This window comes from Methylosinus sporium, from assembly GCF_003113265.1.
Classification (GTDB): Bacteria; Pseudomonadota; Alphaproteobacteria; order Rhizobiales; family Beijerinckiaceae; genus Methylosinus; species Methylosinus sporium.
Map to the genome: position 1 here is coordinate 16,761 of NZ_PUIV01000035.1, position 21,376 is coordinate 38,136.

Sequence of the window (21,376 nt, forward strand, 5' to 3'; positions counted from 1 at the left end):
CGGGTACAGCTTAGCTCCACTTTGCGTCATTCATGTTGCAGCTGTTCGACAGCCGCCGACAGCGCGCTCGGCGCGTCGAGATTTTGCGCCGAGGAGGCGCCCCGAGCCATTGTGACGACGGCCTTATCTTCGGACCGTAGCGCAGCGTGACCCACAATCTTGCATACTCTCTCGCGGAACTCGCCCTGGCGGCGCGCCTCGAACGAAATGACCCCCGGAGAGGCTGAGACGGCGCCGTTCATTCTAGCGCGCTTTCGGCAAAGACAGGCGGAAGGTCGCGCCGCCGCCCGGCGTGTCCTCGACCCAGATACGCCCCTGGAGCTTGTCCATCAGCTCGCGCGCTATGGCGAGGCCGAGCCCGGAACCGGGCGTCGTCTCGCTCTTGCGCCAAAACGGCTCGAAAATCGCATCACGATCTTCGAGCGCGACGCCTTCTCCGTGATCGATCACGCTGACGATCGCATCGGCGTCCACAGTCAAAATCACGGCGCCGTCGCGCGGTTCGGCGCGCAGCGCATTGTCGAGAAGATTGGCGACGACGGATTCGATCGCGCGTCGATTTCCGCGAACGATCACCGGAGTATCGCTCGCCTCGAACTCGATGAAGCGGTCGCAATCCATGGCCAGCGGCAGCATGTTGGTGACGATTTCGCGCGTCGCCTCGCAAAGATCGACCTGCTGCTCGAGAGAAACCTGGCCTTCCGCGACCCGCGCGGCGATCAGCATCTGCTCGACGATGGAGCGCAGCCGGCCGGCGTCGACCAGAAGCGCGTTGTTGAGCGCGGTTTCCCGCGCATTCTCGAGCCTCGCGCGCATGATCGCGAGCGGCGTGCGCAGCTCATGCGCGGCATTGGCTGTGAAGAGACGCTGTCGCGCGACCCCCGCCGCGAGACGCGAGAGCGCCTCGTTGACGGCGTCGACCAGCGGCATGATCTCGATCGGAACCGCAGTCGTCGCGAGGCGCGGTCCCAGCGAGTCCATGTCGATCTGCGCCGCCTCGCTCACCGTCGCGCGCAGAGGCTTCAATCCCTGTCGCACGGCGATCCAGGCCGCGGCGGTCGAGGTCACTAGAGCGGCGGCGACATAGCTCCAGACCCATTCGAAATTGGCCACCGACTGGAGCAGCACGTCGATCGGGCGCACTTGCAGGCAGTAATGCGCCAGATGCATCTTGCCGTAGCGCGTCCATCGCGTCTCCATGAAGCCGAGCGCCGGCGAGCGCGGATCGCCGGGCAGAACGAAATGCGCATGTTCCGAGCTGATGTCGATGATTTTCGCGAGCGGCGCGACGAGCTCGGGCGACGAGCCAGAAATGGGAGTACCGGTGGCGAAATCGAAAGCGGCGAATTTGAATCGCGGATTGCGCCGCATTTCTTCGGCGAGCTTCGGCTCCGGATCGATTCTGACGACCCCATCCGCATCGCGCACGAGCGACGACTGGATCAACATATTGGCGCGAAAGCTCGCCAGCTCGTCGAAGGACATCGAATATTGACCGATCTCCAGCACGCCGAGAATGATCGGAACCGCCCAGCCGACGAGATAGGCGACGAGCTGCGAGAGAAGGAGATAGCCGACCGAGCGACGAACGAGCGAAGGCGGCGGCGTCACGAATCATCCTCTGCGTCGCTGCGCGACTCCTTGATGCGATAGCCGAGCGAGCGCGCCGACCGGATTTCGACGCCCGCATCGAGCTCGGCGAGGCGAGCGCGAAGCCGCGAGACCAGCGAGGTGAGCGCATGTTCCTGCACCTCCATTCCGCGGCCGTAGAGCTGCGCATAGAGCGCCTCGCGCGAGACGATGCGATTGGCGCTCCTGACCAGCGCCTCGAGCAGCAGCAGCTCTTGGCGCGTCAGCAGCGTCTCCTCGCCGCGGATGGCGACGATGCGCTGATCGAGATCGAAGGACAGCGCCCCGATCTCGACCGGACGCAGAGCGGTTCTCCCCTGGCCGCGGAGCTGGACGCGAATGCGCGCGACCAGCTCGTCGAGGTTGAACGGCTTGGTGAGATAATCATCGGCTCCCGCCTCCAATCCGTCGATGCGCGCATCGACAGCGTCGAGCGCCGTCAGCATCATGATGCGGATATCCGGCTGCTTCTCGCGAATGCGCGGGATGATCGCGATGGCGTCGCCGTCGGGCAGGCGCCGATCCAGCAGCGCGATCGAATAGAGGCAGTCGTCGAGCGCCTGTATCGCGCCCTCGATCGTGCCGACATGATCGACCCCATAACCGGCGCGCTCGACCTTCGACGCCACTTCCCGCGCCAAGGGCGCATGATCCTCCACCAGCAAGATACGCAACGACGCCACTCCCCGAACGAACCCGGCCGTGCATCCGGCCCCGTCGCTCCTCAAACTGGCCGAAATCGAGGATCGAAACTGTGGCTTTTATACAACAAATAGAGCGCCTTGTGGCCTTTTTTTCAACTTATGAGGTTTCCGCGACTTTCGCCGCTTAGGGTCGAATGGCCGAGTGTCGCTTCGACGAAACCAATGGAGCGTCCGCTCGGCGATTCGATGTTCGTGATGCGGAAGGTTCATGAAGGCCGAGCGGAATAGAGCTTTGCATCACGTCCCTGTGTGGCGAATGCTCGCGCTCGGCCTCGTCGCGCTGTTTCTCGCCCTGCCGCCGATCATCGCCATCGGCGCCGACGTCCGCGCGCATGCCGGAGCAGATGGCGGGATCGCGATCGCCCTGGGCAAGGCCTGCAAAGTCGACAATGACAATGGCCGCGCGTCCGGGCGTCAGGATCATTCGCAGTCCTGCCGCTTATGCCTCGGCCTCTCCTGCGCCGGCGATGGATTGCTTCCAGACGTCGGCGCCGGCGCGCCGGTCTCGATCGGAGCGCAGAGTTCCCACGTCGCAGGACGGATTTCACGCATCGTCACCGCCCTCGGCGCGAGTGGCTGGGGCAGCTCCTGGACAGCGCAGGCGCCTCCCGCGTTCGGCTGATTCGTCACGCCGCCTCGCGGCGGTCCGCGTCTCGTCCCGAACAGAGCGGCAAACAACCGCTTTCCAGGAGATTTTCATGCCTCACCACGAATTAACGTGCGGCGCTTCCGCCTGCGCGCTCCTCATCTCGCTTTTCTCCGCGTCCGCCTCGGCACAAGAATCCCTGCCAACGATCGACATTGCCGGCGGCGGCCCCGCGACCGGAACGAAGACCAGCGCCGCCGCGCCCGCCAAAGAGAGTCGCTATCGGCGCACGAACTCCTTCGGCGCCACCAAGACCGATACGCCGCTCTCGAGCACGCCGGTCGCCGTGCAGATCGTCCCGCGCGAAGTGATCGTGGACAAGCAGGCGCTCGACACGATGGAGGCGGTCAAGAATGTTTCCGGCGTGCAGGCGTCCACCGGCACATATTATGATCAATATCTCATTCGTGGCTTCACCAGCGGCAATGGCGTGACCTGGCGCGACGGCCTGAAGCTCGAAGGCATGATCGGCGGCGAGGAGATCGCTTTCACCGAGCGTGTCGAGATCATCAAAGGTCCGGGCTCGGTCCTTTATGGACGCATCGAGCCCGGCGGCTTCGTCAATGTCGTCACCAAGCGCCCGCAGGAGGAGTTCAAGGCGGAGATCACGCAGCAGGTCGGCAATTGGGGCCTCGCCCGCACGAGCGCCGACGTCACCGGCCCCGTAGACGCCGAGAAGACCGTGCTCTATCGCGTGATGGGAGTCTACGACCATGCGGACTCCTTCACCGATTTCGATCACCGCGACAATGGCGCCGCGGCGCTGTTCCTCACCTTTCGACCGACGCAGAATTTCGAATTCAATCTGCAATTCGAGCATTATCAGAAGAAGCAGACGCAGCCGGACGGCTCGGGCACGGTCCCCGTCAACATCGTTCAGGGCGTCGTCAATTATCCGATCAATCTCCCGCGTCACTTTTCGGTCGCCGATCCGGGAATATGGAACGACTTCCCCTATGTCGTCCGGCGGACGCTCTACGGTTTCGACTGGACCTATAAGATCGACGAGAATTGGAAACTGAAGAACCGCTTTCACATCGTGGATGACCGAGAAAACCAGACGGGCATCGGCAATTGGACCGGATTCGACGGCGCCAATATCACGAGAACCTTCCACAACAATCCTTTGACCCGCAATATTCTCGCCACCAATCTCGATCTGACCGGCGAGATCATGACCGGCCCGATCCGTCACAAGACGCTCGTCGGCCTCGATTGGTACAAATATCAGGACGACTGGGTCGGAGACTACGGCTTCGCCCTGCCGGTCGCTCCGCTCAACATCTACGCGCCGGTCTATGGCTATTTCACCGGGCTGTTGCACGGTCTCGCCGATTCTGCGCGCAGCAACGTCCTTTGGCGTTCGCGTCAGCAGGATTTCGGCGTCTACGCCCAGGACCAGATCTCGCTGTTCGACGATCGTCTGCAAATTCTGCTCGGCGGCCGCTGGGACAAGGCGACCGTTTCCGGGGCGGCGGTCTATGGAGCGGTCATGGCGGACTGCTTTCCGGGTTGCACCGGCTATCCGCTCAACACATATTCCGACAAGCCGAAGCTGTCGCCGCGCGCCGCCGCGCTGTTCAAGGTCACGGACAATATCTCCGTGTTCGGCGGCTATGTGCGCTCCTTCGGCGCCAATAATGGCGTCGACGCGAGCGGGAAGGTCTTTGCCCCGGAGGAATCGTTCCAATGGGAGGCCGGTCTCAAATCGGCCTGGCTCGACGGCGATTTGACGGCGAGCGTCACCCTGTTCGATCTCACCAAAAAGAACATCGTCAAAGCCGATCCGCTCAATCCGGGCTTCTCCGAGCCGGTCGGTGTCGTGAACAGCCGCGGCGTCGAATTCGACGTCGCCGGCAAGGTCACCGAAAATCTCAGCGTGATCGCCAGCTACACATTCGACGTGGCCAAGATCGTCGACGACAACAACAATGGCAATAAGGGCCATCGCTTCAACAGCGTCGCGCCGCATGTCGGCAACCTGTGGGCAAAATGGGACACGGCGCCCGGACGGCCGGAAGGCTTCGAATTCGCCTTTGGCGCCTATGCCTCCGACGAGCGCTGGGGCGCCGACGACAACACATGGAAAATGCCGGCCTATGTGAAATTCGACACGATGACGTCCTATCGGACGCTCATCGACGATCACAAGGTGACGTTCCGCTTCAATGTAAAGAACCTCTCCGACACGAAATATTTCGAGCGGAGCGACGGCTGGATGTACGCCTATTACGGCGCGTCGCGCACCTTCGTCGGCTCGGTGAATTTCCAATTCTGAGCCTAGAGTCCTTCCGGTTCAGATCGAACCGGAAGGACAAAGGCGATGCGCGCCGTCGATGCGGTCGACATATCCATCGTCCTCCACCTTTATCACGAAGGCGCGCTGATCCGTTCTCGTTGGACGAAGCGATCAATGTCTCGATCTGTCGCGGAATCGATGCGAGCGGCTCGTCGCGCTCGATTGCGCCGATGGCGTCGTGACGAGCTTCGATCGGCTCGCCGACATCCCGCCGCTCTTGAAGAGCAGATTCTGGCGCTCGGCGTGAAGGCTTCATCGCAATATGGAGCGTCGCTGGAAGACGGTGAGCCGAACGAAGACTGCGCGGCGAATTGCGGCGATCCGATCGCTGCCCTAAAAATCCTCTATCGAGCGCGACGACGTCCGACATCTTTCGTCTTTTGCGCGGGGAGCATTTTGTTCGGCGTGGGATTCCGGGGCGCGCCACGCTCCCCATTCGAGTGTGCCCATATCTATATCGACTAGGAGTTGTTCATTACCACTGCCCAGACGAGCAGAGAAAAAAATTTCCGGTTCAATTTCAATTAACTGTGCGCGACTGACGCTGCGGCCGTCGAGCAGCGGATGGGCGCGACTCCGACCATCGGAAGATGATTCTTGTAATTACGCGCACTATAAAATCACGGACATCATTGCCTCCAACGAGCATCGGAATCACCCGCTATGCGGGTAAGTGTCGGGCTGATTTCCACTTTTTTCGGACGGGCGCGCGACGGGAAGGCTATGCCGGCTAATTACATTAGAAATGTAGAAAAGCGCCGATGGTTGAATTTCCATCAGAATTGACAGCATCTGCGGATTCGGATAACCATTTAATGAATACAAAAAACGATATATATCAAATATTATGCACTCGGAGCGGCTAATGCATGGTCTTTGTCTCGATATGAGCAGCAGTATATCGGCGAGAGTGTGAGCGGATACGTTGGGTAAGCCGGTCGGGTGGCGTCCGAGCCCCGACTCGAGACGATTTCTTCGAGCGCCACCTTGCCTGCTGATCGACTTGCCGCCGATCGCGCGGCCGGGCCGGAGCGTACCATCAACCAGTCCGTCTCGCGCTGGATACATCGAAAACGCGCGCCGCAAAGGGTCGGCGCTCGCAGGCGATCCGCGGCTTCGCTTCCTGCTCCTGCGGAAGAGAAAATTGCTTTTTGGAAGGGAATATCTGTCATGCACGGCCCGATGGCGAACGCCGCTCTGATCGATCGGCTCAATCAAGCCTCTGTGAACCACATCAATTTTCCGCTCGTGACACTGCCGTTCGACGAGGCGCCGGGCGAGCAATCCTATTGGATGCCGCCCGAGCTCACCACGCTTTATGGAACGGCAGTGTGGGATGAATTGAGCGAAGACCAGAAAATTGATCTCTCGCAAAAAGAATTCGCCTTGATTTGCTCGATCTCCTGCAATGGCGAGAAGGAGGCGATAGGCGATATCGCCAAAATCATGCTGAAAAGCAAATTCGAGTCCGTGCGCTCTTATTTAAGTCATTTGATCCGAGAGGAAAACAATCATATCGACATGTTTGTCGAATTCTGCAATCGATATGGAGAACTTACACGTTTTCGCTATTTCTATACGAAAGGCGATCAATGCACCGATCCGGCCTTCAACGATCTGCTCGCCTTCATCCATCTTCTTGTTTTCGAGGAACTCGGCGATAATATCAATCGGGTGATGGCGAGGGACAAGTCGCTCCCGCCTCTCGTCAGAGCGATCAACAAGCTGCACGCAGAAGAAGAAGCCCGGCATATCGCCTTCGGACGACACATCGTCACTGAACTCGCCACGGAGCTTTCGCGCAAGATAAGCGCAAATCAGACACGCAAGCTTCACGACTATGTGTATTCGCATATTCATACGCGCCACTATGAATATCACAATATGAGGATTTACAGCTCCATCGGCATCGACAATGCCTTCAGCCTGCGCGAGCGCCTGGTTCTGGAGCGAGACGCATCATTCTTCTTCCGCACGGAGTCCGATCCGCATACGCCCCTCAAAAAAATACTCACGTTTCTGCATTCGATCGGTCTGATCAGCGACGCCCAATTGCATGAACCGCCGCGGCAAATGCTCAACGTAGAGCGCGCCGCCGAAACGCTGTGCGCACGCTGAGCTTCTCATCAATGTATTGGCAGCATAATAGGAGCATAGATATGAGCGGCTGCACTGAGAACACCTGCATAAGACTCCACAGCCTGCAGGGATTGGACAATTTCACTCCAGAAGAGAACGCGAATTTCTGGAGCAGAACCGCCGGCGGCAAAAATGTCGCTTTGCGGAACCTGGGCTTGAGCACGACGGATGCGTGCAATTACAATTGCGTCTATTGCTATGGCACGGAGGCCGCCAATCGCGACAGCCGGCGCGGACCTTTGACGCTGGCGGAACAAAAAGACCTTATCGACCAGGGGATCGAGCTGGGCGTTCGAACCGTCATTATTTGCGGCAATGGCGAGCCGACCTACGACCGCGATCTGCTTGAAATCGTGAACTATGCTGGCAAAAATGATCTTTACACGGTCATATTGACCAATGGATTTACGCTCGGCGACGATGGAATGGCCAAGCGGATCTACGGCCTCTCCGCTTTCGACGTCGCGCAGACCCTATTCGACGCAAATGCGTCGCTGATCATCAAGACCGAAAGCATCAAAGAGGATGTCTACAACTCGATCGTGCTCGCGCGCGGCCTCGACAATCCGTTCAAAGGCTTCATGCAGGCGATCGATTCTGTGGTCAAGCTCGGTTTCACGGACCCCTCCAAATCCGCTCCGGCGACAGATGCGACCATCCCGACCCGATTGGCGATCTCTTCCGTGATCTGCAAGAGGAATTTCCTCGATATTCCGGCTCTGCGGGCGTGGACGCACGGCATCGGCGCCCAATACATCTGCAAGCTGCCGACCTTGTCGGGCAATTCGAAGGGCAATCTCGGCGAGTTTTTCGACGTCAATTCGACGACAGCGTGGCTGAAGGAAAATTACGGCTATCACTATTCGGAAAAGCCGGAAACACTTTCAACGGACATGAATCATTGCGGCGCGTTTCACTTTGGCGTGGTCATCGGCAACACCGGCGACATTCGGCAATGTTATCCTATGGCTGCGCATGGCGACAACGCGATCGGCAACATTCGCGACAAGCGACTGAAAGAGCTGCTGATCGAGCGCTCGTCCAAATTCGCCGCCAATCTGGCGCATGGCGCAAAATGCAGCGTGAAGAAAAATGAATATGTCGCGTTAGACGAGATCGAAATCGCATCCGTCGCCGAGTGACCCGCGCGCCTCGTGCACAGCCGTCCAGGAGCAAACAATGAAAAATACAGACAGGGAATTGTTTTACGACAAAATGCGGCAATTCATCTGCGCGAGGTCCGGCTTCTCCCCTGAAAAAATTGCGCCGGATACGGCGCTCATCTCCTCTGGATTGCTGGACTCGTTGGCGGTGTCCGAATCCGTCTTCTTCGTGGAGGACTTCGTCGGCCGGCCAATCGAAATCGACGATTTTCGAATGATGACGTTCAACAGTATGGAACATATCTATAACACCTATATCGCTCCGAAGCCATGAATAGCTTCTACGAACTGCTCGTCGGCGCCGCTGATCACTCGCCCGAACAGGAGGCGGTCATCAGCGGCGACGCGTCCTGGACCTATCGCGAGTTGAAGGCGCTTACGGACCGCTATGTCGAACAGTTCGCCGCCTCGGGCGTCGGGCGCGGCTCGACCGTCGCCGTCATGCTCGAAAATCGGCCCGAAGCGATTGCGCTTTTTGCGGCCTGCGCAGCGTCGGGCGCGGTGTTCACGCCGATCGACGTTCACGCGCCCGACCAGAGGCGACGCGATCTGCTTTGCGACGCGCAGCCCGATCTCGTCGTGACCGACGTGAGCTGCGCAGAATTCAGTGACGGCCGCCGGGGCGCGACATTGGTCGGTTCGGAGTTGCGCGTCGCCGAAGGAGGCGGCGCGCCGAAGGAGGCGAGAAACGACGGCCACCTTTACACCATCTACACCTCTGGCAGCACCGGGCGCCCCAAGGGAATTATGATGAGCGAAGGCGCCGCGCTTTCATTCTTTCGCGGGCTCCTCGAATTCATGCGCTTGCCGGCAGGCTCTCGGTATATGACCACCTCGCCGCTCCATTTCGACTATTTCTGGCTCGACGTCGGGCTGACGCTCGCATCCGGCGGCGTCCTGATTTTGCTCGACCGCGCGCAATTGCGCAAACCCGGCGCCTTTGTCGCCGCTATAGAGCGCTACGGCGCGGGCTATGTCAGCGCGGTTCCGACGATCTGGAAAATGGCGCTGCGCTTCGCCGCGGCCGATCTCGCCGAGCTCACGACGTTGCGGCGCATTGTCTTTGCCGGTGAACATTTCCCGCAACCGCATATTCGCGAACTCTACCGGCTCATCCCGGATTTGCGGATCGTGAATGTCTACGGTCAGTCCGAATCGATCGCATGTGCGTTTCATCTTCTCCCCAATCCGCTTCCGGCGGGACTGCAACATCTTCCGGTGGGAAGGGGCCATTGCGAAGCGGAGCTGTTTTTGATCGACGATAACGGCCGCGAAATTCGGGAGCCGTTTCGACGCGGCGAATTATATCTCGAGGGACAGCTTCTTTTTTCCGGCTATTCGAACGGGCGGGATGAGACGGCGAAGCGCCTGCTTCCCGACCCCCGCAGCGGGACGGGAACGACCTTCCGGACGGGCGACATCTGCTATTTCGACGACGACGGGGTCTTCTATTTCGTTCGCCGCGCCGACAGTCAGGTGCAGGTCGCGGGCAATCGCGTCGAGCCGGCGGAAATAGAGGCGGTGATCGGCCGGCATGAAGATGTGAACAATGTCGCCGTCGTCGCAATGGAATCGGAGGGGGCGATCACGCTTCATGCGTTTGTCGTGCCCTGCGTCGGCAATGGAGCGCACGACCTCGAAGAGCGGCTGCGGTCTTATTGCGCAGCGCATTTGCCCTATTACATGAGCCCGCGCGCTTATCACCTCGTGGAAGGGATACCGATCGGCGCCACGGGAAAGAATGATGTGAACGCCTTGCGCGGGCTGCTTCTCGACGGAGGCGGCGAGCGCGGGGTCTGCGAGCTCCCGGCCTCATAGGGGGCCTTTCGGGATCCGGCGCGATTTGGCGCCGCGCCGAAAAAGGCGCCGCGCGCTGGAGCAGGATTTCTATCGCAAGCGCGTCGCCGGCTTTGCGGCGGGGCTCGACCGTGACGCGGCGAGGCGGAACGGCGGAGAAAAACGGCGAAGAATGGAGACTTGAACTGCTTCGACGAGCGAAGGCATAGTCGGCGTCGGTCCTGGACGCGACGAGGGCGCTGCTTTCGCAGCCCTTCCTTTTTGCGGCCGGTTCCACTAGCGGCAGGCAGTCGTGTCTCGACGTGGCTGACAAAACATTTTGAAGAGGATAATCGCCGTGAACTCGCTCGATGGAAAATACAGGCCCTATCCCCCGATCGCTCTCCCCGGCAGGACTTGGCCCGATCGCGTCATCGCGCATCCGCCGATCTGGTGCAGCGTCGATTTGCGCGATGGCAATCAGGCGCTGATTCAGCCGCTCGGCATCGACGCCAAGGTGGAGTTCTTCTCGCTGCTGGTCGGCATCGGGTTCAAGGAGATCGAGATTGGTTTTCCCGCGGCGTCTGAAACCGAATATGCATTCGTTCGTCGCCTGATCGAGGAAAACCGGATTCCGGACGACGTCACCGTTCAGGTGCTGGTGCAGGCGCGCGAGCATCTTATCCACAAAACCTTCGAGGCGCTCGCCGGCGTCAAACGGGCGATCGTCCATCTCTACAACTCCACCTCCAGCGTGCAGCGTCGGGTCGTTTTCCGCAAGGACAGGAAAGAAATCATCGATATCGCCGTCGAGGGCGCGCGTCTCGTGCAGCAATCCGCGGCGGCGCTCGCGGACACGGATGTCCTGTTTCAATATTCTCCAGAAAGCTTCACGGGAACGGAGCTCGACTTCGCTGTGCAAATTTGCGAAGCGGTCGCCGACGTCTGGCAGCCGTCCCGCGAGCGCAAGATCATCATCAATCTTCCCGCCACCGTCGAGCTGTCGACGCCGAATATCTATGCGGACCAAATCGAATGGTTCTGCCGGAATTTCGATTATCGTGACGCCTCGATCATCAGCATTCACACCCATAATGATCGCGGCACCGGCATCGCCGCCGCCGAATTCGGCCTGATGGCCGGCGGCGAACGCATCGAGGGCACGCTCTTCGGCAATGGCGAACGCACCGGCAACGCCGACATCGTCACTCTGGCGCTGAATATGTTCAGCCAGGGCGTGGCCCCTGGTCTCGATCTGGCGAATCTCCCGCAGATCGCCCGGATCGTGGCGCGCAACAATCAGATTCCGATCGGCGCCCGCCATCCCTATGCCGGGGATCTCGTATTCACCGCCTTTTCGGGCTCGCATCAGGACGCTATTCGCAAGGGGCTGGCCGCGCGACGGGTCGAAAGGGCGCCGCTTTGGGAGGTGCCCTATCTGCCGATCGATCCGGCGGATATCGGCCGGCACTACGAGCCTGTGGTCCGCATCAACAGCCAGTCCGGCAAGGGTGGCGTCGCCTATATTCTGGAAGACCACTGTGGCTATCAGATTCCCCGCGACCTTCAGATCGAGTTCAGCCAGATCGTGCAAGAAATTTGCGACGAAACCGGCAAAGAGCTGACGCCGAGCGAAATCGGCGAGGTGTTTCGCGCGGCCTATATGCCTGACGAGCCGTTCCGGCTCGGCAATCATGAGACCCGCTGCGACGTCGTCAATGAAACGACATCGCTTACCTGCGTCATTCGGCAAGGCGACGCGTCGCGGGAGATCAGCGGCAATGGCACAGGGCCGCTCAGCGCTCTCGTCAATGCGCTTCGTGAAGCTTTCGGCTTTCAGCTTTCCGTCCTCGACTACCATGAACATGCGATCGGCGAAGGACAGGACGCCTGCGCGATCAGCTATGCCCAGTGCAGCGTCGACGGCAAGCCGCCACGATATGGGATCGGCATTCATCGCAGCACCGAGGTGGCGACGCTCATCTCGGTCATCAGCTCCGTTAATCTGTCGATTCAGGGTTCCGACGAAGCCGGCGAGGTCGAGCGACCGCGGCGGATTCGCCAAATCGAGGAACAAAATAATGGCGCAGGTTAATTTACTGAGTTCCAGAAGCAGCCATCTGAACAGCGAAGGCGTCTATCCTGCGGGTTGGCGCATCGTCTCTGCGAAAAACTGTGACGTCGTTCTCGAGCGCGAAGGCCGGGAGCGGAGATTTGTCGACCTGACCAGCTCCTATGGAGCCGTGAATTTCGGCCATCGCAATCCGCAGATCGATCCGTTCCTCGATGCGCCCGCCGATCTCACGACGGGCTGTTACCCGCGGGAGGCGGACGATCTCTCGAGCTGGCTGTGCGAGCGTTTGCGGCTGCCGTTCCATCGCGTCCTGTTTCAGGTCGGCGGCAGTTTCGCGGTCACCAGCGCTTTGGCGATCGCGCAACGCCAACGCCCGGGAAAGATCGTCGCCATCGCGGGGGCGTTTCATGGATTAGGGCTGGATTCTCTGGCCGCGACGACCGCCCAGCGCGATTGGGCGCTGCAGGATTCCCGCCTCGCGAAGCATTTGCGCACGGAAGTCGTTCATATCCATGAGGGCGATCCTGAGCCGGACTGGAACAAGGCGTCCTGTTTTCTGTTCGAGCCGGTTCAGGGCGCCAACGGCTATATTCCGCTGGACTTGGAATGGATCGGCAATCTCGTCGATTCCGCGCGCAGCCATGGCGTCACGATCATCGCGGATGAGATTCAGGCGGGCTTTTTTCGCCATGGCCATCTCAGCCCGACGCGCTCGGCCGGCATAGACTCCGACATTCATCTTTTCAGCAAATCGATGACCAATGGTCAGTCCCCATTGTCTGCGGTCGTTTACGATGAGCGTTTCGATGAAGCGGTGCGGCTGGATTCGGCGCTCGCTCATACGTTTCAAACATCGGTCTACGGCTACAGGGCCGGTAGCGCCGTCGCCCTGTATCTCGACGCAAATCCGCCTTTCGCCTCCGTCAACGCCATCCAGGCGCGCCTCGAATGCATGGCGATCGAATTGAGGACGGTCGTCGGGGTCGAGCAGGTTCATGTGACGGGGCCGTCGCTTTCCTTCGGACTTGGGCGCCCGTCGATCGCGCGCGCGGCGATTCTGGAATGCTTCGAACGCGGCATCATGATCCTCGGCGGCGGCGCAGGCGGCGAGCGCATTCGCGTGGCGCCGCCGCTGACGATCGACGCCGCGGCGCTCGACGAAAGCGCCGAAATCGTGCTGGACGTCCTGGCGCGCCTACCGTTGCAATGAATGATTATTACTCGGCCATTTCAGGGAGCGCGGCAATGGCGCCTTTCATCGACCGTTATGAACCACGGCAGATCGTCCAATTTTCCGCCGAGCTGAGCAAGCTCGGCTGCGCTCAAATCTATGACGCGGCGCCGAATTATTGTCACCCGCTGCCCGCCTTCCTCACGTCACGGGGAACGGCGCGCACGCTCGCCGGCCCTGTATTTCCGGTCTCGACGCTCAACGACATGTTGCCGCTGTTGCAGGCATTGGATCAGGCCCCCCCGGGGTGGGTTCTGTACGTCCGGAATGTAGCGCCGGAATCCGAAGCGCTCGCAGGCGATATTTTCATGAGCGCGATGCGGTCTCAGGGCCTGAGCGGCCTGGTCGTGGACGGCGCAGTTCGCGACATCGGATCGTTCGACGCCACGACGCCGCCGGTGTTTTCGAGATCCGTGACCTTCGTATCGGCGAAGACCGCGAAGGCGCCGGCCGGAGAGACGCCGACGACGCTCGACTATGGCGCCTATCGAATCGAGCCGGGAGACTATGTGGTAGGGGACGCCGACGGACTGCTGCTGATCAAGCAGCAATATCTGACTGCGGTCATAGTCGGCGCACGCCATTTGCTCGCAAAGGAATTCGAGCTCAAAGAGCGCCTCGAAAGCGGACGCCGGCTCGGCGATCTGATCGGTTTGTCGGCCTTTCTGCAGGGCAATGGGCCTTTGAAATTCGAAGTCTGACGGGTTCGGGGGAAGAACGATGAACCGCATGACCACCGAGCATTTGGCGCCGGCCTTCGGGGACGCACCGATTGCTTCCGACGAAGAGATGCGACGCCGCCTGCATGAATTTCTCGGCGCGCCCATTCCGATCTCACCCGAAGCGATGCGCGCCGCGCTGGAAAATCCCGCCTATGCGCTACGATTGATGGAGGCGACAGGAGACGCCGAACAGCTGACCGAGCTTCTGCGCGCGCCCGACGGCGGCGGGCGCGAAACATCGGGCCCTGGAGACGGCGAATTGCTGGCGCATGCCGCTGCGGCTTTCGCGCGATGGGCGAAAACCGGCTTCGCAATGGTGGCGAGGCCCGTTTATCAGCATCGTCTCGCGACATGTCACGCCTGCAATCATCTCGGCGACGCGCCGGCTGAACGCCTTGTCTACCGTCTACTGTCGAACGCCGGCAAAGAGCATAAAATCTGCACGCAATGTGGATGCTTCGTCGTCCGCAAGGCCAAGCTGCCGACCGAGAACTGTCCCGTTGCGAGTTCGACCAATCCGCAGGAGAGCCGATGGGGAGAGCCCATGACACAGCGATAGAGGCGGCGGCTTTTTTCGCGGCGAGGTCTTCGTGGTGGAGCATGTACATTCGGGAAAATGATCCATGACAACGATCGACGAAATCATCACGCAGTTCGATCTTCTCGACGACTGGGACGATCGCTATCGCTATGTCGTCGAACTCGGGCGCGCTCTCGAATCCTTTCCCGATGAGCTGAAGACCGAGCAGAACAGGGTGCATGGCTGTGTCAGTCAGGTCTGGCTGTGGACGACGCTACAAGACAAAGATCGCACTCCGCCGTCGCTCGCGATACGCGGCGACAGCGATGCCTATATCGTCCGCGGTCTGGTCGCGATCCTGCTGGCATATTGCCTCGGAAAAAACGCCGCCGAACTTTTGCAGGCGGATCCGGGCGAATTGTTCGAGCGCCTCGGATTGGGAAACCATCTGACGCCGCAACGCTCCAACGGCTTCAGATCGATGATCGCCCGGATTCGCGCCGACGCCCACGCTGCGCTCGTAGCTTGCGACAGCGGACCCGTCGCCTAGTCTAGAGTTTCCAGCCGAAGTGGACGCCGGTTCGGCGTTGGAAACGCATCAAAACAAAAGCCTGGAGTCTTTGCGTGTTTCAATGAAACACGCAAAGACTCCAGAGTCCGGCGCGCATGCGGGCCGTCCCGAAATTTCCGCCACAGCCGTCCGAAGCGGAGATTCGGGAGACGCGTCAACGTTGCAGGATCGGCGATCCGCCATGGGCCGCGGGCATTCGATAAGGAATGACCGAAACGCCGAAATTTGGTCCATATTGCTGGCGTATGGCCGGCATGTTGACGACGCCGGTCTTCAGATCGGAGGATCTCGCGTCGACCGGCGGCGCTTCGACAAATGGCCGCGCCTTGTCGACCGCGCTCCGCAGTCGCCGATTGAGGCAGCCGAACGCCAGATCGTTTCCGATCTGCACATCGACGCAGGTCGAGAACGCGGCTCTCCGCGGCGCTTCGCCGCCGATGACGAGTCCGCCGTTCGGCGCGGCGGCGTCATTCGCATGGCACGGCGCAGCGAGCACAATGGCTGTCAGAATGGCGAGAATGGGAGATTGCACGGTCGGTCCCTCCGAACGATGGATCGCGGCGCCATCCGCCGCCCGCGTGACGTCTCACCGCAGCCGCACGGCGTTTGCGCTCGCCTGGACGACGGCGTGATCGAGACGGGCGTTGATCGCGCCGAAGTCGAGGGCGGCCTGGCCGGACGCCGCGAGGCAGTTTCGACGACATCCGGCGCCGAGCGCCGAGCCGAGCCGGGATCGCGGCGGGTCGCCGAAGGTTGCGATCGGCAGGGCTCCGGTGACGCGATAGCCGCGCGCCGCGAGCTTGGCGCGCACGGCGAAGCAATAGTCGACAGACCGATGAGAAAATCGCGTCTCGCCATGGCCGGCGCGATATTTCATGACCGCCGTGCAGAGGTCGCCGCCGGCGAGGCGCCAGGCGCCCGCGAGATATTTCACGCCGTAGTGAATATTGGCCTCGGGAGCCGCGAGCCCCTCGATTCTGCCCACGAATCCGAGCGCGCGCGCCGTCGAGGGCAGCACTTGCATGAGGCCGATCTCGCCGACCGAGCCGATGGCGTGCGGATCGTAGCCGCTCTCGACCGCCATGACGGCGTCGGCGATCTCGCCCGGCATTCCTGTTCGACGCGCTTCCGCTTCGGCTAGCGCGCGATAGAAGGTGGGCGAGCCCGGCCGCTGCTGCGGCGCGGCCGCTCTGGCGGCGTCGACGGCCGAAGGCGTCGCGCTCGGCTCCGGTTTCGAAGCGGGCGCTCCCTGGCTCGTCTCTTCGGCGGCGAGCAGAGCGCCGGGCGGCGGCACGGAGACCGCGAGAACGCCGAGCATCGTCCAAGTCGGACGCCTCCCGCCACGCGCTCGGGCTTCGCGGCGATCATGCGCCCCGCCGCTCAATTTTGGCCCCGCAGCGAAAGTTTCAGATGCAGAGGCTGCGACATATCGTCCGGCGGCGGCGCGCCCACATCCCGTCCCGCGAGAAGGGCGCGCAGCGCGACGGCCTCCGCGACGTCTATTCCCTCGAAATCGGCGCGCTCGATTTTTCCATTCGCCAGAATCCAGAGACGCGCGATGAAACTCGGCGTCGCTCCTTGCTGCTGCGAGCGCGCTTCCAGGGACGCGCGCAGCCGGCGCCCCGGCTCGTCGTCCTGCCCGAGCCAGTCCTGAACCCGGCGCTGAACCAAAGATGCGTAGTTCAGCCATGCGGCCGGCGCGCCCTCTAGGGAACGGTAGGCGGCGGCCTGCGTCGGCGCCGGTCCGGGAAGCAGGGCGCCCGTCGCCACGATCCCCGATCCGAGCCATTTCGCCAAGGCGCCCGCCAATCGGGCGAGGGGCGATCGTTTCTGCTTCGACATTGCTGTTCTTTGCCTTCGAGACGAATAGGCCCACGGCGCGACGACGGCGGCCCTATTCGAGAGACGACGCGCGAGGGTCCAACCCGAAGACCAGGCCGCCGAAATCCGAAACAAAGTTCACCGCTGCGTCTTTCGCATAGCGGTCTTCGTCGACTGGCGCCTCGCTTCGAACATCGCGAAGGCTTTGGTGCGCCGGTCTTGCGCCAGGACGATGCGGGTCGGCTCGATCTCGGCGACCTTCCAGCCGCTGAGGTCGTCGCCGATCCGCGCGGCGCGAACCTTGTCCATCGGATTGAGCCGGACGAAAGCGCGCGTCCCTCGCTCGTCGGTCAGAACGCCGACGAGAACGACGTTCGGCGGCTCGGGCGGCGGCGGCTCGACCTCGAGCCGCGTCGCGACGGCGGGCGGCGGCGGCGGCCGTCGGCTCGGCGAGAACAGTGGCTGGTCGCGCGTCGCGGTGAAACGCTCGAGCGGCAGCCGCGCCAGAGGATTGACCTGCGCGCGCGCCGTCGTCTCCTGCGCCGCGACGCGCGCGAGCGACCAAACGAGAAGGGCGAGCGCGGCGAGCAGCGAGGTTCTCATGAGGCCGTCCGCCGCCAATGGGAGCGCAGGTTCAAGGTGACGCGCAAGAACGGCTGGTCGCCGCCGCGTCGCCCCGCGCTTTCCGGTTGGAGGAAGAGCGCCTCGACGAAAACATAGGGCGCCCCGGTTTCGAGCTCGTAGAGCAGCGCCTGCAATGCGGTAGGCTCCATATCGAATGTCGCCTGCAATCGGACGGAGTCGGCCGCCTCCTGGCCGGTCGCCGGCAGGGCGCTCGACGAGGCCAGGGCAGCGCGCCGCGCACTGACGAGGCGCGTGACATAGGCCTGCAATTGCGCGCTGGCGAGTCCCGCCGTCGGCGCGGCGATGAAGGCCGCCTCGGGCGCGCTCGCACGCCCCCCCGCCGCGCCGCCGCGCCGGTGCGCGGCTTCGAGACGCGCCAGCGTGTCGCGACGCCCGGCATTTTCCTCGGCCGCGCCGCTCAGCGCCCCGAGCGCGAACAGGGCGCCCGCCCCGCAGGCGACGACGAGCAGCGCCAGCGCCCCGAGCGCCGCGCCCTCGTCGCGATCCAGTCGAAGATCGAGTCGCACGGCGTCATCCTCCCGTCAGGGCGAGGCGCGCCGCGACCTGCGCCTCTATGCTGAAAGAAAAGAGCCTGCCGTCGGGGCCGCGCGTCGTCGGCGCGGAGAAGCGCACCTGCGACAACGGCCCGGAAGCTTCGAGCGCGGCGATCAGCGGCGGCGCGTCCTCGACGAGGCCGGCGATCCGCAGCTTGTCGGCCTCGAACCGGAGCTCGGTCAGATAGGCGCCGTCCGGCAGGCTCCGCGACAAGGATTCGAGCAGGTGGACGGCAGAAATCGACATTTCCTTGCGCGCCCAGGCGCGCTCCGGCAAGCCGAGAGCCGCGACCGTGCGCGGATCCTCGCCGGCCCGCGCCTGCTTCTGCATCGCACGCGCGCGCGCCGCGAGCGTCTCGTTCTCTTCCTGCAGCGACGCCGCGGAGAACGTGGCCCAGAGGCCGAGCCCCGCGCAGAGCGCCACATAGGCCGCCAGCCCGCCGCCGATGACGAGGCGCAGGCGCCCCCGGTCCTCCGCCGCCTGCCGCATGTTCCGCGACCACAAGACGACCGGCGCCTCGCTCGCCGGCTTGTCGGCGGACGCCGCCACGACTCTGTCGACGGCGAGTCCGCGAGCGGCGAGCTCCGCGCAGGCCGCCTCGATCTCGCCGCGCGCGACGATCGACACGCGCACGTCGAGAGTGGCCGGCTGTTCGCCGGGAACGACGGCGAGCCCGTAGAAAACTTGCGCGACGGGCCAGGGCGAGAGACGATCGAGCCGATTGTCGACGACGCCGCGCATGAATTCCTGCGCCTTTGCGGGCAGAGCGATGCGGCGTGTGACGACCCGCTCCTGCGGCCATTCGAGCAGGACGATTTCCCTTCGCGCGCGCCGCTGAATGTCCTCGGAAAAGGGGCCGGCCGCCGACGCGGCGAGAACCGGGGCGCCGGGGTCGGCGGCGGAACGAATGAGAAAGCCGCCGTTCTCTCGGGAAACGAAGAGGGCGCCGCGGCTTCGCCAAGTCTCGCGCGAGCGTTCGGCGAGTTTCGCCAGCGCATCGATCCAACGAATGATGAAATCAGAGCCCGACATGGATTTCACTCGAAAAAGCGGCGTTCGTCAGATCCGATCGGCGTCGGCAGCTGCTCGAACGAGAGAACACGATAAGGCTGCGTATCCTTCGGCAATATGACGATGACGGCCTCCGCCGCCGCCGCATAGCCGTCGGCGAGCGCGATCGTGATCCGAAGCCGCGCCACCGAACGGGTCGAGACCTTCGCATAGCGCCCGGCAGAGCCGAGAATCTGGTCGAGTCGCGCCGGCTCGAGCGGCGCCGCGCGCCGCGCTTCGAGAAGCTGCTCGATCTTGGCCTCGGTCATCTCGGGCAAGGCGCGCAAGACCTGTGGCGGCGCGGTCGCGGCGTTGACCGTCTCATCGCCGAACACTGTCGCATAGGGCGCCATGAGGCGCGCATAGGCCGGCGTCACGGCTGGAATTTGCGTCATCTGGCGGACATTGGTGAAAACCTGCTCGAATCCCTGCTTGGCCGGCTGTTGGCCCTGCGGCGGGGGCGCCGCGCCCGCCGCCTGCCGCCGCGGCGGCTCGGCCGCCTCTCCCTGGGCGACGGTCTTCACCGCGCCGTCGCGCCACAGGACGATCTCCCGAGCGACTTCCCCAGCGTCGGGCGCGCCGATTTCGGCGAGCAGCGAGGCGAATACTTCCACCGGCGCCTTGTTGATGTCGATCCTTCCGAGCTCGTCGCCGAGCCGCACGCGCGCGGCTCCCGCCGAAAGCGAGATGCGCGTCTCGACCGACGTCAGCGGCCGGCCACGATATTTCGCGAGAAGATCCGCGCCGGCCTCCAGCCCTGCCGTGAACAGCGCTTCCGCTTGCACGCGGTCGCGATCGACGCCGAGAACGCCGGCGAAACCGCGAAACCCCGCCGCCGCCGCCATGGCGAGGGCGGAGAGCATAGCGATCGTCCACAGCACGGCGACGAGCACGACGCCGCGGCGCGGATTCCGGCGGGAGCCAGCGCTCATGTCGGCTCCTCGGGCGGCGGCGGCGCCTTCTTCTCGCCCGGCGCGCCGGTCTTGCCGGGCAGGCAGTCCGGCGCGTCTCGCGCGCAAGCGGCCGGCGCGTCCGCCCACACGATGAATTCCGCGCCGACGACGAGATTCGCGCCGGACGCGGGATCCACGAGCCGCAAGCGCACGAGCCGCGGCAGTTCGGTCCGCCCCGTCCAACTGTCGACCCAGGTCAGCGCGCCGAACGCGTCCGCCCGCGCGAAGGCGAACGATATTTCGTAACGCCCCTCGAGCAGCACGACGGCGTTGCTCGCCGCCTCGGCGAAAAGGCCCGAGCGCGGCCCGAGCCAGACGGCGCGCCGCCGCACCAGCCGCGTCACGCCGTCGCGCAGGGGCTCGACCTCGAGAGTCAGCGCCTCCTCCGGCGCGGCGCGAGCGCCGACGGCGCTCCCCGAAACAAAGACGATTCGTTCAGACGCGCCCTCGAATGCGATGACCCGAGCTTTTTTTTCGTCGCCCTTTCGCGCCGCGCCGGACGGGCCCGGTTCGGACGGCCGCTCGTCCCGCTCCGCGGACGCGGCGACGAAACGCGCGGCGCCGAAATCGCGCGACAGCCGATCCATCGCCAACGCGAAACGTTCGGCTTCGGTCACGCCGAGCGCCCCGCGATCGAAATAGAGCGCGACATGGTGAACGAGTTCCGCCGCGCCGACGATGATCGCGGCGGCGACGGCGAGCGCCGCCAGCGTCTCGACCAGGGTGAAGCCCGCGCGAGCCTCTCTTTCGTCCGCGGCGCCGCCTTTCGCCATCGCCCCCTCCTATCGCGCCTTCGCGAGACGGATCGTCTCCGCTGCGATCGCTTGCCCCTCGCCCCAGACCACTCGCGCCTCGACGCGATAGGCTGTCCATTTCGGCTCGTCCTCTTCCTTCCCCCC

The 21,376-nt window shown here is 62.9% G+C and carries 23 protein-coding genes; 12 read left to right on the top strand and 11 right to left on the bottom strand.

Annotation, left to right across the window (positions count from 1 at the left end; translation table 11 throughout):
• Positions 1–26 precede the first annotated feature (26 nt).
• Genes C5689_RS16130 through C5689_RS16140 form a run of 3 tightly spaced genes read right to left on the bottom strand, consistent with a single transcriptional unit; the run spans position 27 to position 2,303 of the window.
• Entirely contained in the window at positions 27–242 is a 216-nt protein-coding gene (locus tag C5689_RS16130; protein WP_108918279.1) for a hypothetical protein, read from the bottom strand.
• Position 243: 1 nt separating this feature from the next.
• Positions 244–1,611 carry a sensor histidine kinase gene (locus C5689_RS16135; protein ID WP_108918280.1) on the bottom strand — a complete coding sequence of 456 codons (1,368 nt, stop codon included), beginning with the start codon at positions 1,609–1,611 and terminating at the stop codon, positions 244–246.
• Positions 1,608–2,303, bottom strand: coding sequence for a response regulator transcription factor (locus C5689_RS16140; protein ID WP_108918281.1), 696 nt, complete (start codon positions 2,301–2,303; stop codon positions 1,608–1,610). The genes C5689_RS16135 and C5689_RS16140 overlap by 4 nt, the downstream gene beginning before the upstream one ends.
• Positions 2,304–2,565: 262 nt before the next feature.
• Between C5689_RS16140 and C5689_RS16145 the strand changes: the two genes are divergently transcribed.
• From C5689_RS16145 to C5689_RS16195, 12 genes are all read left to right on the top strand, one after another.
• Positions 2,566–2,955, top strand: a complete 390-nt coding sequence (locus C5689_RS16145) for a hypothetical protein (protein WP_146188405.1) — start codon at positions 2,566–2,568, stop codon at positions 2,953–2,955.
• A gap of 76 nt (positions 2,956–3,031) precedes the next feature.
• Positions 3,032–5,257 carry a TonB-dependent siderophore receptor gene (locus C5689_RS16150; protein ID WP_108918283.1) on the top strand — a complete coding sequence of 742 codons (2,226 nt, stop codon included), beginning with the start codon at positions 3,032–3,034 and terminating at the stop codon, positions 5,255–5,257.
• A 45-nt stretch (positions 5,258–5,302) separates the two neighbouring features.
• Positions 5,303–5,743 carry a hypothetical protein gene (locus C5689_RS18280; RefSeq protein ID WP_146188406.1) on the top strand — a complete coding sequence of 147 codons (441 nt, stop codon included), beginning with the start codon at positions 5,303–5,305 and terminating at the stop codon, positions 5,741–5,743.
• Positions 5,744–6,265: 522 nt separating this feature from the next.
• Entirely contained in the window at positions 6,266–7,396 is a 1,131-nt protein-coding gene (locus C5689_RS16155; protein WP_146188407.1) for a diiron oxygenase, read from the top strand.
• Positions 7,397–7,437: 41 nt separating this feature from the next.
• Positions 7,438–8,559, top strand: a complete 1,122-nt coding sequence (locus C5689_RS16160; protein ID WP_158271825.1) for a radical SAM/SPASM domain-containing protein — start codon at positions 7,438–7,440, stop codon at positions 8,557–8,559.
• Positions 8,560–8,596: 37 nt separating this feature from the next.
• On the top strand, positions 8,597–8,854 hold the full coding sequence (locus C5689_RS16165; protein ID WP_108918286.1) for an acyl carrier protein: 258 nt from the start codon (positions 8,597–8,599) through the stop codon (positions 8,852–8,854).
• A complete protein-coding gene (locus tag C5689_RS16170) occupies positions 8,851–10,398 on the top strand; it encodes an AMP-binding protein (RefSeq protein ID WP_108918287.1) in 1,548 nt (515 codons plus the stop codon). Before C5689_RS16165 ends, C5689_RS16170 begins: the two co-directional genes overlap by 4 nt.
• A gap of 316 nt (positions 10,399–10,714) precedes the next feature.
• Positions 10,715–12,451, top strand: coding sequence for a 2-isopropylmalate synthase (leuA, locus tag C5689_RS16175; RefSeq protein ID WP_108918298.1), 1,737 nt, complete (start codon positions 10,715–10,717; stop codon positions 12,449–12,451).
• Positions 12,438–13,640 carry an aminotransferase class III-fold pyridoxal phosphate-dependent enzyme gene (locus tag C5689_RS16180; protein WP_158271826.1) on the top strand — a complete coding sequence of 401 codons (1,203 nt, stop codon included), beginning with the start codon at positions 12,438–12,440 and terminating at the stop codon, positions 13,638–13,640. Before leuA ends, C5689_RS16180 begins: the two co-directional genes overlap by 14 nt.
• Positions 13,641–13,675: 35 nt before the next feature.
• On the top strand, positions 13,676–14,362 hold the full coding sequence (locus C5689_RS16185) for an RraA family protein (protein WP_158271827.1): 687 nt from the start codon (positions 13,676–13,678) through the stop codon (positions 14,360–14,362).
• A gap of 19 nt (positions 14,363–14,381) precedes the next feature.
• A complete protein-coding gene (locus tag C5689_RS16190; protein ID WP_108918290.1) occupies positions 14,382–14,942 on the top strand; it encodes a hypothetical protein in 561 nt (186 codons plus the stop codon).
• 64 nt (positions 14,943–15,006) lie between these two features.
• Complete coding sequence (locus C5689_RS16195) at positions 15,007–15,453, top strand: SufE family protein (RefSeq protein ID WP_108918291.1); 447 nt, start codon at positions 15,007–15,009, stop codon at positions 15,451–15,453.
• A 175-nt stretch (positions 15,454–15,628) separates the two neighbouring features.
• Here C5689_RS16195 and C5689_RS18890 read toward each other — a convergent pair whose 3' ends face one another.
• From C5689_RS18890 to C5689_RS16235, 8 genes are all read right to left on the bottom strand, one after another.
• A complete protein-coding gene (locus C5689_RS18890; RefSeq protein WP_244594752.1) occupies positions 15,629–16,006 on the bottom strand; it encodes a hypothetical protein in 378 nt (125 codons plus the stop codon).
• A 54-nt stretch (positions 16,007–16,060) separates the two neighbouring features.
• Positions 16,061–16,792, bottom strand: coding sequence for a lytic transglycosylase domain-containing protein (locus tag C5689_RS16205; RefSeq protein ID WP_108918300.1), 732 nt, complete (start codon positions 16,790–16,792; stop codon positions 16,061–16,063).
• 62 nt (positions 16,793–16,854) lie between these two features.
• Complete coding sequence (locus C5689_RS16210; RefSeq protein WP_108918292.1) at positions 16,855–17,316, bottom strand: hypothetical protein; 462 nt, start codon at positions 17,314–17,316, stop codon at positions 16,855–16,857.
• Between the two features lie 117 nt (positions 17,317–17,433).
• A complete protein-coding gene (locus tag C5689_RS16215) occupies positions 17,434–17,898 on the bottom strand; it encodes a hypothetical protein (RefSeq protein ID WP_146188409.1) in 465 nt (154 codons plus the stop codon).
• Complete coding sequence (gene gspM / locus C5689_RS16220; RefSeq protein ID WP_108918294.1) at positions 17,895–18,446, bottom strand: type II secretion system protein GspM; 552 nt, start codon at positions 18,444–18,446, stop codon at positions 17,895–17,897. Before gspM ends, C5689_RS16215 begins: the two co-directional genes overlap by 4 nt.
• A gap of 4 nt (positions 18,447–18,450) precedes the next feature.
• Entirely contained in the window at positions 18,451–19,506 is a 1,056-nt protein-coding gene (locus C5689_RS16225; RefSeq protein ID WP_146188410.1) for a PilN domain-containing protein, read from the bottom strand.
• A 5-nt stretch (positions 19,507–19,511) separates the two neighbouring features.
• A complete protein-coding gene (locus C5689_RS16230; RefSeq protein ID WP_108918296.1) occupies positions 19,512–20,456 on the bottom strand; it encodes a type II secretion system protein GspK in 945 nt (314 codons plus the stop codon).
• The gene (locus C5689_RS16235; protein WP_108918297.1) at positions 20,453–21,250 is read right to left on the bottom strand and encodes a prepilin-type N-terminal cleavage/methylation domain-containing protein; all 798 of its coding nucleotides are present in this window, start codon (positions 21,248–21,250) and stop codon (positions 20,453–20,455) included. The genes C5689_RS16230 and C5689_RS16235 overlap by 4 nt, the downstream gene beginning before the upstream one ends.
• Between the last annotated feature and the right edge of the window lie 126 nt (positions 21,251–21,376).

Excerpts from the sequence above, each read along its gene's own strand:
- C5689_RS16130 (WP_108918279.1), bottom strand. The coding sequence starts at position 242 with ATGAACGGCGCCGTCTCAGCCTCTCCGGGGGTCATTTCGTTCGAGGCG.
- C5689_RS16150 (WP_108918283.1), top strand. The coding sequence starts at position 3,032 with ATGCCTCACCACGAATTAACGTGCGGCGCTTCCGCCTGCGCGCTCCTC.
- C5689_RS18280 (WP_146188406.1), top strand. The coding sequence starts at position 5,303 with ATGCGCGCCGTCGATGCGGTCGACATATCCATCGTCCTCCACCTTTAT.
- C5689_RS16160 (WP_158271825.1), top strand. The coding sequence starts at position 7,438 with ATGAGCGGCTGCACTGAGAACACCTGCATAAGACTCCACAGCCTGCAG.
- C5689_RS16165 (WP_108918286.1), top strand. The coding sequence starts at position 8,597 with ATGAAAAATACAGACAGGGAATTGTTTTACGACAAAATGCGGCAATTC.
- C5689_RS16170 (WP_108918287.1), top strand. The coding sequence starts at position 8,851 with ATGAATAGCTTCTACGAACTGCTCGTCGGCGCCGCTGATCACTCGCCC.
- C5689_RS16180 (WP_158271826.1), top strand. The coding sequence starts at position 12,438 with ATGGCGCAGGTTAATTTACTGAGTTCCAGAAGCAGCCATCTGAACAGC.
- C5689_RS16185 (WP_158271827.1), top strand. The coding sequence starts at position 13,676 with ATGGCGCCTTTCATCGACCGTTATGAACCACGGCAGATCGTCCAATTT.
- C5689_RS16190 (WP_108918290.1), top strand. The coding sequence starts at position 14,382 with ATGAACCGCATGACCACCGAGCATTTGGCGCCGGCCTTCGGGGACGCA.
- C5689_RS16195 (WP_108918291.1), top strand. The coding sequence starts at position 15,007 with ATGACAACGATCGACGAAATCATCACGCAGTTCGATCTTCTCGACGAC.
- C5689_RS16205 (WP_108918300.1), bottom strand. The coding sequence starts at position 16,792 with ATGCTCGGCGTTCTCGCGGTCTCCGTGCCGCCGCCCGGCGCTCTGCTC.
- C5689_RS16210 (WP_108918292.1), bottom strand. The coding sequence starts at position 17,316 with ATGTCGAAGCAGAAACGATCGCCCCTCGCCCGATTGGCGGGCGCCTTG.
- C5689_RS16215 (WP_146188409.1), bottom strand. The coding sequence starts at position 17,898 with ATGAGAACCTCGCTGCTCGCCGCGCTCGCCCTTCTCGTTTGGTCGCTC.
- C5689_RS16225 (WP_146188410.1), bottom strand. The coding sequence starts at position 19,506 with ATGTCGGGCTCTGATTTCATCATTCGTTGGATCGATGCGCTGGCGAAA.
- C5689_RS16230 (WP_108918296.1), bottom strand. The coding sequence starts at position 20,456 with ATGAGCGCTGGCTCCCGCCGGAATCCGCGCCGCGGCGTCGTGCTCGTC.
- C5689_RS16235 (WP_108918297.1), bottom strand. The coding sequence starts at position 21,250 with ATGGCGAAAGGCGGCGCCGCGGACGAAAGAGAGGCTCGCGCGGGCTTC.